Below are 12,391 nucleotides of genomic sequence, written 5' to 3'. Positions count from 1 at the left end.
CCAGCACCGCCAGCAGCACCAGCAGCACCAGCAGCACCAGCACCGCCAGCGGCACCAGCAGCAGCCGTCGCCGTTGCAGTTGCAGTGGCAGGAGCACCTGCAACACCTGGACGACCACGACCAAGAGCACCAGCCAGTCGATCGAGTCGATCGGTGATCTGCCTCAGATCGGCGGCGATCGCGCCACCACCGGCAGCAGGGTTGCCACCGCTGATAGGGGCCGTTGAAGCAGCACGCAGCGCCTGGGGGACATCAATCACGACTCTTGGTGGCCCGCCATCAGCATCGACCACCTTCATGGCTGACGGCATCGCCGACGCAAACGAGGTCGGCGCAACAGTCTGAGCAGTCGAGATCGACGGGGCGGCGCCTCCAAGGCTGCCGCCGCTGTCATGATGCTGAGACTTGGCAGGACCAGATGCGGCCACATCGCGCAGCAAATCAACAGCCAGCGCGATCGACTCTTCGATGTTCTCTACGCCGAATTCGATGGACTGCAGCGTAGCGTCCATGCCAAGCAGCGCGCCGAGCATGTCAGCAATGCTGCGGAACTCCCCTGTGTCGTCATTGGCGCGGCCAAGACTGTCTCCGACCAGAAAGCCGTCCTGATCGTGTTTGATTTCGCTCATCGTCTCGCACCAATCAGGGGGTCACGAAGCTGTCGAACTGCGTGAAGCTCAGGCGCAGGGTTTCCATTTCCTGAGCTGAGCGCGACAGGTCATAGTTGGCCGTTACAGGCCGCACCAGGAACTGATTGCCGAACGCCTTGATGTTCTCGGTGGGCGTCGCATGGATGATGGTGATGCGAACGCAGTAGTCATCGGGAAGGCCGAATGTCCCGTCGCGATGCGCAGCCTGATCCTTTTTCGCCTCGAACCACCGCTTTAGGGTTCCAGCCTCGTCGTCGAGCGTCGTCACCTCGATCTCGACCGGCTCACGCCCGCTCATCTTGTCGATGGTTGCACCACCAATCGAGATCTTCTCGCCGCCGAGGGCTGTCGAGTACGAAACATCGGTGGCGAATAGATTGAACATGTGCGGCACGTTGACGCCGCCGTTGGACATGGGGGCTGCGGGGGTTGCACCAAGTACCGCATTGAGGCTCTTGGAAATACCCGTAGCCACCATCGTCGGAAAGTCTCCGCCGAGAAACGACAGCGCCGATCCCAGTGGGCTTGTTTTCACAATGGCACGGGCATCAGGCCCCACGCCGTAACTCAGATCGGGAGGCGTGATGTCCTCGATCTTGACGACGTACAAGCACTTGCGCGAAAGGCCTGCATCGATCATGTCGCTGAAGATGGCTTCAGCTTCTTTCAGCGTCACACCACCAAGCAGGGGCTGCGGTACGTCCTGAGGATCGTTGAGACCGAGCGCGCTCTCCAGCAGCTGCGCAGCGGAGTTGATGCGCTGCATTGCCTTGACGCCCTTTGCGCCGAGCTTGCTTGTCAGGGTGGATGCGACACGGAATCCGACGGCGCTGGTCGCGCCGCGGATGAACGCGGGGTCAATCACGACAGTGCCTCCTCAGCCTCTGCTGCCTCAGGATCTTCTGTGCCACCTGTGGCTACCGGCGGCGGATCCATGCCCATCGGACCACCCATTCCTGCCGCATCCGCTGCTTTCTTGGACTTGATGAGTGCCGTGGCGTAGAGCTTTGCGGCGTCCTCATCGAGCTTCATCACCTTGGATAGCAGGTGCACCAAGGCCTGCTCATCCAAGCCGAGATCGCGAATCTGCGTCAGGGTCTGGGCCATCACAGCAGCCGTGTTCATGGCGTCCGCCGCGGTGCGCTGCCGCTCGCTCTCCAGAGCTGAGATGGTCCCGTAGTAGTTGACCTTCCATGGCTCTTTGCCCGGCAGATACTCGCGCCCGTGCCGCAACATGACCTGAAGCCGGATGATGTGGTCGAAGCCATCGGTCAGGGCTACGCGCAGCGCTCGTGAGCGCTCGGCCGCTTGAGCAGAAGACCGAAAGAATCCACCCTCGCCCAGACCCCCGCTCATCTGGTCGGCGAAGCCGATCATCGTGATGTCTGTTCCAAGGGCGCCGGCCAGCATCTTGGCGTGCAACAACACGTCCTCAATGCTCACGGAGCCAGCTCGACCACCAGTACCACCGCCGCTGACGGGCTGGACAGAAACGACCTGCTTTTCTCGAAACGTCGGGATGATGTACTTGATGCGCTGCAGGAATGGCCTTCCCGACCGCACCGCATCAAGGGCAACCTCTTTCGATCTGGTCAGAATCTTGGAGAGGTTCGCCATGAACCTCTTTTGCTGCTCTTTGGTCGCCCCATCAAGCTGAGCCAGATAGATCGTCTCGTCGATCGAATCTAGAACGCGCTGCCCCACCAGGCCGGCCATTGCTGCCGTGAAACGCTCGAACTGTTCTTCGGCATCGGCCAGGAAACTTCCGCCCGCGAGCGACGGCATCATCGGCAGATCATCCGGGTTGTCGGACTCGACGTGTCGGCGGAGATCCTTCTCCAGCACCATCGTCTGAGGAATGTGATTCAGGCGCGGCGCTTTGAACCGCGCGATGCGATCCATGGTCAGGTGCGTCACCTTGCGGCGGCCGATGGCCACTGCGCACAGCTTCGTCTCACCCGCGCGCTCATACGGCTGAACCAGTGCCGGCAACATCGTCTCATCGACTTCGATACCGACAATCCCCCGCTCATCGGATTGGTACAGGCGAGCGTAGGCATCACCGTAAGCTGCGACGCGGAATGCGATCGTAGGGGCGGCACGATTCAGCATGGCCAGCAGCTCGGATCGGACTTCAGTGACGATGCGCCGGTCATCGTCACTGATGCCGGGCGCCTCTTCGATGAACACGACATCGCCCGATGTCTCATGCCCACCAAGGGCCGCAGTCACATGCAGCTTGATCGCCGTGGACACGATCGGATCTCGCAGCATCCGTGTCCAGGTCGAATAGATCGACTGCCTGTCTCGAAGAGGAGCGCCATCGCCTGCAGCAGAAGCCGCGGCGCTGCTCATGATCTCCACATCGGCAGACCAGCCCTGCCCCGCGACCTCGCGGGCCAGATCGGGCGATCCATGATCGCCTCGTCCGAATAGGCGCGCGACCGCGGTTGCCGTTGTGGCTACCCAGCTCTTCGCCTTCTTGCTCTCATTCTTCGCCATTCCGGAACCTTCTTCGTGGTTCCGGAATTCTCTTGGCGCAATTCAGGGGAGGCGCCCCCTGTTTCCGTCAAACCGGCATGGCCTCTTCCATGTCCCGATCGAACAGCATGAAGGCCTCGCCGCCGTCTCCGTCCAGATCGAACCGGTTGGTCCCCACTGCGTACGTTGACAGGCTGTAGAGACGGAAAGTGTCGGCCGCCATCAGCGTGTGGGCTCCACTCGAACCCCGGTACCGAGCGGCGATCACAGGATCGGTCTCATCACCGACTGGATACCCGGCGCGGCGAAGCTCATCCTTCAGCGCGAACCAGAACGGCCCGTAGTCACGGTACCGAGCCATGCCGTTGCGCTGCAGTCGGCGCCAGACCACGCCCAGGCCATGCCCGAGCAGATCACTGCGCCCGGTGTTCTTCTTGAGGTTCTCGACCGTCTCGATCACCAGGCTATCGAGCGCACCCGGCTCGATCACGAATCCATCGACTTGCATCACTGGTCCTTGTCCTTGATGTGCAGCTCTTGAGCGGCTGTCGGCCGCAGCTCAAGCAGTTTCAGCCACAGCTTGTACGGAATCTCCCATTGTCCGCGGTCCTTGTTCCACCGTGCCGTCCAGCCCTTCTCTTTCTCGATGCCGCGGATCGTGTCGCGATAGCCTTTCGTTGCCATCGGGTTGATTCGACCAACGAGCGCGACCACAGTGTCTTCGTGCAGTGCTGGCTTGTTCGGATCATCCGCGGCCGAAATGGCGCCAACGACATCATCCGGAGAAACAACCGGGGCTGGAGCGACCGCAGGCGCAGCAGCCGGCACAGCAGACGGCGCAGGCGCCGTCGCAGGCGGAGTCACTGCCGCAGCAGCTTTTCTCCGTTCAAGCGATGCGAATGCACGCCGCATCGCAGCGTCAAGCATGTACTGGGCGGTCAAGATGCTCGCCGCGTCAGCGAGCGCTTCGTCAGATGCGTAGGCATCAGCCAGATCGAGCGCGCCCAGCGCGGAACGCACGTAGTTGGCCACCAGGCGGTGCACGTCTTCGCGGGACTCAACACCTTCGAGCGACGGCATTTCAACGGTGTGGTCCATCATCCCGCGCACGATCCTGCCGTGGTCGTACTCGATGCCATTCAAAGCCTTGGCCAAGAGCTTGACGCCGGAGATCAGCACGCGCTTGCCTGTCGCCACGCTCCACTCGCGCAGTTGTCGGCCGATGCCCGCGAGGTCGAGTGCGCGCGAGTAGTCTCGGGACAAAGCCCCCGTTGCGAGACTGGATGGAACCGCAGCAGACCCCCCCACCCACGTCACGACAGATGCCTGCTGGCCAACGATGTGGGCGAACAGATCACCGTGACCAGAAGACAGCTCGGTCGGCAGGATGACGGGGAAGTAAGGCGCCGGCAGTGCGTCCGACGTGGGTGACACGAAGACATGCGCCTCGGACTCACGGAAGTCAGCGATCGGCTTGGAGTGCACCGCCAGCAGGTTCTGGAGATGGATGTTGTCGAATGCACCACGGCCGCCAGAGATCTGCGCATCCTCGTACCGCGCAGCGCTGAGGGCAGCGTCGCTGAAGTCGGCAGCTCCGGGCAGGTAGATCTCAAGAGGTCGCTTCATGCTGCCGAGCAGCAAAACAGCAGTTCGCCGATCGATGGTCCATCCCGCGACATACCCAGGATCTGTCGAAACGAAGTACCGGCCATCACCGTCCCGGATGATCGATCCGCTGCAGACCGGCCGCCCCTCGAAAACCTCGCCCCTGCCAGAACAGATCGCATCGATCACGGCCACCGGGATCGCGCCGGACTGTTCAGCCAGAGAAGCTGCACGCGCACCAGCATCCGTCATCATGCGACGAGCCAGATCGGTCTCGGTCCGCCACTCTTCATGGATCGCACTGTCCTCGGCAATCGTGGCCATGCCGCCGTTCAGTATCTCCACCAGGTCTTCGACCTTGGGTCGCTTCTTCCCATCGATCAGCAGCCGATCGGAGATGAACTGCTCAGGAGACTTCTCGACAGCCCTCGACCACCTGTCGTACATGAACCCCTTACCGTGGGGCACGGGAACCACGTCGCGCGACACGAACTTGCATGCTGCACCGATCTCACCTGACAGCAGAGCAATCGACTCGTTGATCCGCGCCAGTGCCTCTTGGTTCTTCAGCAGGGCCGCCTCAGACGTTTTCGGGTCGGCGATTCGCGCCGTCACCTTGCCCTTCGTCAGCAGCATCTCTGCCAGGCCAGACAGCTTCTCGGCGATCAGCCTGCGCGGTGTCGGGTTCTCAGCCAGGTACTGCTTCGCCTGCAGAATCGTGCGCACATTCGTGACCTGCTTGGCCCGCGTCCCCTCCTCTCGGGCGGCGCGTTCCTTGGCGGCCAGGGACTCGCTGAAGCGCGTCATGGCGCCACCATCCCCTACTGACTCGATCAGGGCATCCAACTGCTCACGGGACATGCCGCCCTCGATGTCAACGGCATCGACCTCCCCAGCCCCCACGATGCTGTCGATCCACGACCCCTTCTGACTCACGATCGTCCGTTTGTGGCAGTCGAACGTGCCATCGGCATCGTAGTAGTAGGCCCGCACAGATGCGGTTTTGTTGCCCTGCCGCGCACCTCGCCCGTTTCGCTGAATGAGCGAGTCGGGCGTCCACCCGATCGTCAGATGGTGAATCGCCTGTGTGCCCCTCTGCAGGTTGATGCCCACCTCCGCCTTCTCGTTCGCGATCACGAAACGGTACTTGTTCTGGTCCCCGTGGGCGTTGAACCCATTCTGAACCTCAAGAATCTCGTCCGGGTCGCTGTTGATTGCTCCGGTGATGATCGCGATCTGGGATGCAGCCACGCCAGCGTGCTGCATCAGGATGCGGCGGATCTTGCGGTGCGAAGCCAGGATGTCGCAGAAGATGATCTGCTTGACCAGACTCGTCGGCTCGCCTTCGTCGTTGAGGCCGCGCGGGTTCTGCTCTTCAGCTCGAACATTCTCAAGCAGCGCAGCCAGCTTCGGGGAGATGTTGACGCCAAGCGCCAACCCAGCCTTGTCGGCCAAGTCCTCGAATCGTTCCTGAGCCGTAGGACTCATCGTGTCCACGACGATCGATCCGCCATCGATCACCGCCCGAACCGCGATCTTCAGGAAGACCAGCTTCTCTTCCCCCTTGCCCTTCGTGACGGTGCCAACAACCGCGTCTTCCGTCGTCCGCGGCGACTTGCGTGCACGCTCCTCGGTGATGGCCAGCTTGTTGAAATCGTTGATCACCTGGGCCGCCAGGCCGACCTGATCCTCAGGGAACGTGTAGATGCTGGCGAGCTGATCAAGGTCGGGATCCAGGATGATCCGCGTCATCTTGTTGATCAGGTTGAACGGGTGTGCGATCAGCTCATCAGGCTCACCGAATCGTGCGGCCACCGCCTCATAGGCGGCCTTGTCGCCGCGGTTCTCATTCCGCCGTGACAGCTCATCAGCTGCATATCGGTATGCCCCCGCGTAGACCTTCAGCAGGCCGGTGGTCTTGGGGTCCAGGACAACACTCGTCGGGGCCTCTTCGAGGTCCGGCACCTTGATCGCGACACCCGCAGTTTCTGGGGTCTCGATCGTGGTGCACGAACCGATGAGCGCTCGCAGCACCCCCACGTTGTCCAGGCCGGTGAAGACCCGTGTCTCGCGGGCAATCCCGTCCATCGTCTCATCCTCTTCGGACTCGACGCGACAGAACAGCGACAGGAACTCATCTGCCCCTTTGCAGCCGAGTGCGATGTCATTGACCTTCTGGTGTCCTACCGCCAGCGCCATCATGGAGTAGATCTCCAGCGGCGAATTCGTGATCGGCGTGGCCGTCAGCGGCATCACGCCATCACCCTTCGGAGACTCCCCGCGGATGTACCAGGCCTTCGCCTGCATGTCAGTGCCTCGCGCCGACTTCTCGGACAGCGACAGGAACTTGGCCGAATCGAACGACGACGCCTCAGCGCTTGCCTTGAATGCGTGCGCTTCATCGATCACGAGCGAGTCGATCCCCATATCTTCCAGGTACGGGCTGGACGGCTTTTTCCCCGACGTGAGGATCGATGAAAGGCGCTTCGTCTTGCCCTCTGCACGAGTCGCGGCCTTCTTGTCTTCGCTGTCGGCAAACGCCGCATCGATGCTGCGCAAGAACACCTCGAACTCGTCAATCGTGTCCGCCTTGAGGCGGATCCGAGCCCATGCCTCATAGGTCATGAAGATCGTGTGGAACTGGCCAGTCATGACCGACATCAGGTCGGTGTCGTACTCCGACGGCTTCACGGTGGCATTGCCTTTCCGATCGGTCCTGAGGCCGACGAACAAGCAGCCAGACATCGTGCCGTCTTCGTAGACCGTGCCGGCCTCCTTGCGCCAGTTCGAGAGAACGCTGTTCGGGACGATGATGGCCGTCCGCTTCTTGCTGCCGATGTTGTGCGCGTGCAGGACCGCTGCCAGCGCGGTACTGGTCTTGCCGAGACCTACGGCGAAACCGTTGATCCCGCCGAACTCTCTCCCCGTCTTGCGGATGAAGGCGAACTGGTAATCGTGGGGCGTCATTCCAGCCGGCGGCGTCCCCATCTTCCAGCCGGGCAGCGGGATCGGGGACTTGTCGTTGACCTGCTCGAAGTACATGCGCGCCGGATCGTTGGCACGCTCATCAAGTCGGGCCATGATCGAGTGACTGGCACGGCACCAGGAATTGAACTGCTCGTTGATGCTTCGGATCTGCTCTCGAAGCAGCTTCTGAGCCGCTGCGCTGTCCTCGAACTCGGCGGTCCCGATGGTCACGGTGGAGTGCGCCAGGTAGACGGCCACACGCCGCAGCAGCTTCTTCCGCTCCACGTCGGCAACGGTGTCTGCAGCGTAGTTGGCCGTCGTGTACTCGATCTTCGGCTCACCTGTCTCCGTGAAGACGATCCCGAATCCGGGATCGACCATCTTTCGCAGGAACTCCACCTTGTCCTGCATCGTCACGAACGGGGAGAAGACGTTGAACGTGACCCGGCTGGTATCTGCCCGGCGGACTCGGCTTCTGGCCACGCCGATCTGAGCCAGGATCTTCCCCCGGATCTGGTCGTTCTCAGCCTTGGCGGCATCGGCCTCCAGCTTGCGCAGCATGTCGCCGAAGTTGCCGATGAACAGGTCATCAGCGAGCGCAACAGACTTGCCGTCTGGGCTCAGGCACCAGGCCGGATCGGACAACGGGTCGAAATCGTCGCCGTACAGCTCGCGAGCCTTCTCGACCGGAACCCACGCCTCCCCGGATTCGTACTTCAGCGCCTCGTAGCGCTGGGTGTCCGTGCGGGTATCAACAGCATCACCCCGGATTCGTCCGAGCCACACATCGGAGAACCCGGTCTTGCGGCGGTACATGGTGCGCACCAGGGACGCCCCACCGCGGATCATCGTTCCGGCAGATGCCGGGAGCGCAGCCAGCTCCGCAGCACTCTCCTTCATGGCCTGGGTCAGCTTCGGGTACTCGGCCGAGTAGTCCATGCCGACATCCTCGGTCTGGTGGTACTCGAAAGCCTGCTGCGCCGACAGCGCGACCAGGCCGCAGCGCCAGAACCGGGATCGATCACCTTCAGTCGGAGCGCGGCGCAGGTCCGACGCGACTTGCCGCAGCCATGCAGGGATGTCCTTGGACCGGGACATCCGAACCATGTGCTCGACATAGGCCACGGCATCCGCCCATGTCACGCCAGCATCGAACGCAAGCAGTGGCGCAGCCAGCTTCGCGCCGATGGCGGCCGTTTCTGCGTCGTCGTCCACGGCCTTCAGGACGGACCATGCCCCGCCCTTCATGACCAGCGTTGCGCCGGCCTGGGTGATCGTGTCACCGTCCCGGTAGGCGATCGGCGCAGTCTCGACGGCATCCAGTGCAGACCAATCGATCCGGCTGCCAGTGCCGAACTTCTTGAGCAGTTTCGCAACCTCCACGGGCGACTTGTCCGTCAGGACGCGGTTGATGTCGCCGAACTTGCCGCGCCGCTTTTCGGGATCGGCCGCCTTGAACTCGCCGAGCACGAACGGACGCCCCTCGCCACTGAAGTAGTTCCCTCTGACGAACTCGTCCCAGCACACACGCGCATCGACCAGCTTGCCGGGCGCCTGCTCAGCAATTTCGGCGATGCGCTCGCCCGCATCCGCGCCGTGCTTCCGGAACACCACGATGTCCGTGATCGTCTCCGCGCCTGCGGTGACGAACAGGTCCGACGGGAGTCGGTAGGCGCCGACGAACTCAGCCATCAGTGACGCGCGCCGCCGGATGCTCACCTCGGTCTTTCCCCGCCCCGAGACAGTCCGCTCCGGGGTGATGAACAGCGCCAGACCACCAGGCCGCAGCTTTTCCAGTCCCCGCAGGATGAAATACCCCTCAAGCGGCTCACTCTGATAGCGAGAGTCCAGCAGCTCATTGCCACCGCGCGCCAACGTGTCGCCGAACGGCACGTTCGTGATGATCGCGTCATACGACTCATCGGGCTCAACGGTCGCGAATTGCTCGAACGGAGACACCACGCAGCGGTAGCCGGGGCCTGCGTTGACCAGCCCATTGATCTCGCCAGACGTGCGGTTCAGCTCGACAGCATCGACGGCCGCATCGGCGGGTGCCGTTGCGCCGAAGATCCCCGTCCCGCCGCACGGATCAAGCACCTTGCCACCAGCGAACCCCAGTTCACGCAGTAGCTGCCACGCCCCTTGGGCAATGGGCTTCGGTGTGTAGTATTCGTAGTCGCTGCCCCTCTTGCCGTCCTCGCCGACCATTGCGCCGCCAGTGCCCGAATAGCGGGCGAGCGTGGCCTTCTGTTCATCGGTCAGTGCCGTCCCGTTGACCTCGCCAGATCGGATCTTCTTCAGCAGATCGATGGCGGCGGCATTCTCCCGGCGACGCTGCGCCGGCTTCCGGTTCGGGTTGAAGTCATAGAAGCGCGCCGCAGGATTGCGGGACTGCCCGACATCCTCATAGCGGCAATCCTCCTGATTCAACGGATCTTCCGCATCCGGAGCCGGGGCAGGAGTGTCGCCGCCATCACCGGCTTTTCTGCCAAGCAGCTCGCCTATCTCGATGAGCCGGCGAAGCAGCCGAAAACGAGTCGCAACGCCTGTGGGGCTGGCAGGCAGCGAGATGAGCTGCGCTCGAATGCGCAGCAATTCGGGGAACAGGCGGAAACTGGCGATGTTGGTCACGGTCGTGCAGCAAAAAAAACCCGCCGGCTACGGGATGCAGCACGGCGGGCGGGTCGGTTGATGGATGGCGGGGTTAGACCGCCATCGTCACCTGGGCTGGCTGAGATCAGCCGCCGGCCGGGGCCGGCGCAGCAGCCGGACCGTAGACGGCCTCGGCGACATTCACGGCGCCACCGTTGGCGGCCGGGACCAGCTTGCTGTCGAGCGACAGGACCAGGTTGGTCCACGAGGCGAGCTGGGTCTGGCTGTAGTTGATGGTCTGGCCACGCAGCACGATCGGGCGCGAGATCAGGTTGTAGACCGCCTTGAACTCGGCCGGGACACCCGAGCCGGCGAAGTTGGCCACAGCGAAGGTGCAGGTGCGGACGCCATCGGCATCGACCGCGTTCATGGCGAACGTGGCTTGGCGACCATCCGACAGCTTCATCGTGCAGCCGTTCATCTTGCCGTCGGCGCCGTAGGTCAGGACGGTCTCCTTGACCTTCTCGGCTGCGGCGACGGCCTGGATGACCGACGTGAGCTGGTAGGCGGTGCCGCCCAGCGTGACGCCCATGCCGGCGATCAGGTCCACCAGGACATCATCGCTCATCAGGCGGTTCAGGATCTCCTCGATCTGGCCCTTCTCGTAGGCGTCCAGACGGTCGGCGGCGGCGCTGACAGCGGCCAGCTGCTGACCCAGGTTCAGCAGCTCGTTCTGGACCTGCTCGCTCAGGGTGTCGAAGTCGTTCGACAGGACTTGCGCGAGCTGGGTCGCGACATCCAGCACGCCTTCCACGCCCAGTTGGGTGGTCAGGTTGCCGACGATGCCATCGGTATTCAGTTGGTTCTCCAGGGCGGCCATGAAGCTCTCTCCTTTGATACCGCGGGACAGCCCCGCGGGTTGGAAGACAGTTTCAGCCCTTTTTTTTGTGCTTCAGCGGTCTTTTCCAATGCCGAAAATGAAAAAGGGCGCCAGTGGCGCCCCTCGTGAGTGCTTGAGTGCCGGCACCAGCCGGGGGAGGATCAGGCCACCGCCAGCGCTTCGTTCAGGCGCGCGAGCTTGATGACCTGATCGAACCGAGAGGGGAACCAGTGCACCTGAACCTCAAGCTGCTGGTTCGGCGTGGTGACGTTCTTGCCGAATGCCAGGCCCTTGTCCGTGATGCTCCAGAACTTCTTGAATCCGCCCTCCACCTTGCGAGAAGGACGCGACTTCTGCTCGATGAGGCCAGCCTCGCAGATCAGCTTGTTCGCGCGCAGCGCTCCGATCGTGATCCCATGCTTGACCAGCAGCGCAGACAGGCTCTCCGTCGGCTCACTGCTGCCCTTCGTGTCGCCAGCAGGTGCATCAATGGCGTACGCGGGGAGCATGGGAAGCAGGTGATCAGCACCAGCGATCCTGTGTGCACGATGAACGATGTCGAGCCGAGCTGCGCCACCAAGCATCAGGATGTCGGCGGACATCTGGGCGCTGAGAAGCGCAAGCTGCAGGGCCTCGACCGCCGGAGGAACCATCATGACCGGCATCGGCGCAGAAACGGGGCGCGAAACGTAGGAGCCATTCTGTCGCAAGCTGGGAAGGACTTCCTCGAACACCCACGCTTCAAATTGCTCGGCTTCTGGGAGCCGGCTGGAGACGATCAGCCTCATGACATCAGGCTCAGTGATGACGCGAAGCTCTTGCACTCCGCCAGGCGTGCGAAGGGGGTAGCGCATCGCAACGCCCTTGCAGTGCTTGCTGATCGCATCGCGGCTGTTCACGTATCCGAGTCGATCGCACACATCGCGGGCGACGAAACCGACATCGCCAGACGGCAGGATGACGGCGCGGATGCTGGCGCCTGCGAACTCAAGAGGCCGGACTTGGATTTCGGCCTTCTTCGGGGTGATGGTCATGGGCTTGCTCTCTGCTACGGTGGTTGATGTGCCGCCCCACTTCCACGAGGGGCGGCAAGCCGTGCGGGGTGGAAGACCGGGCAGAGTGCCGGCGGGCGCGAGCCCTCCCGCACGGCTCACCATAGACAAGCCGAAGGCGATGCGCCGAAGCGCGATGACCAATGAGGCCAGCAAGGCTGGCC

At 62.7% G+C, this 12,391-nt stretch carries 7 protein-coding genes; all 7 read right to left on the bottom strand.

Annotated elements, in window-relative coordinates:
* The coding region (locus BW996_RS21195; RefSeq protein ID WP_217694714.1) for a hypothetical protein at positions 1-629 on the bottom strand (629 nt) is incomplete at its 3' end.
* A gap of 13 nt (positions 630-642) precedes the next feature.
* A complete protein-coding gene (locus BW996_RS01710) occupies positions 643-1,515 on the bottom strand; it encodes a hypothetical protein (protein ID WP_051631951.1) in 873 nt (290 codons plus the stop codon).
* Complete coding sequence (locus BW996_RS01705) at positions 1,512-3,152, bottom strand: hypothetical protein (RefSeq protein ID WP_139330703.1); 1,641 nt, start codon at positions 3,150-3,152, stop codon at positions 1,512-1,514. Before BW996_RS01705 ends, BW996_RS01710 begins: the two co-directional genes overlap by 4 nt.
* Positions 3,153-3,219: 67 nt before the next feature.
* The gene (locus tag BW996_RS01700) at positions 3,220-3,639 is read right to left on the bottom strand and encodes a hypothetical protein (RefSeq protein WP_037482245.1); all 420 of its coding nucleotides are present in this window, start codon (positions 3,637-3,639) and stop codon (positions 3,220-3,222) included.
* Positions 3,639-10,334 (bottom strand): SNF2-related protein, encoded by a 6,696-nt coding sequence (locus BW996_RS01695; protein ID WP_139330702.1) that lies wholly within the window; start codon positions 10,332-10,334, stop codon positions 3,639-3,641. The genes BW996_RS01700 and BW996_RS01695 overlap by 1 nt, the downstream gene beginning before the upstream one ends.
* Before the next feature lie 106 nt (positions 10,335-10,440).
* Positions 10,441-11,175, bottom strand: coding sequence for a hypothetical protein (locus tag BW996_RS01690; RefSeq protein ID WP_037482240.1), 735 nt, complete (start codon positions 11,173-11,175; stop codon positions 10,441-10,443).
* A 161-nt stretch (positions 11,176-11,336) separates the two neighbouring features.
* The gene (locus BW996_RS01685) at positions 11,337-12,209 is read right to left on the bottom strand and encodes a BRO-N domain-containing protein (RefSeq protein WP_051631949.1); all 873 of its coding nucleotides are present in this window, start codon (positions 12,207-12,209) and stop codon (positions 11,337-11,339) included.
* Between the last annotated feature and the right edge of the window lie 182 nt (positions 12,210-12,391).

Origin of the sequence: Sphaerotilus natans, from assembly GCF_900156335.1 — a bacterium.
GTDB classification, from domain to species: Bacteria; Pseudomonadota; Gammaproteobacteria; order Burkholderiales; family Burkholderiaceae_C; genus Sphaerotilus; species Sphaerotilus natans.
Note: the sequence above shows the minus strand (reverse complement) of the source record. Positions and strands in the feature narration are given on the sequence as shown.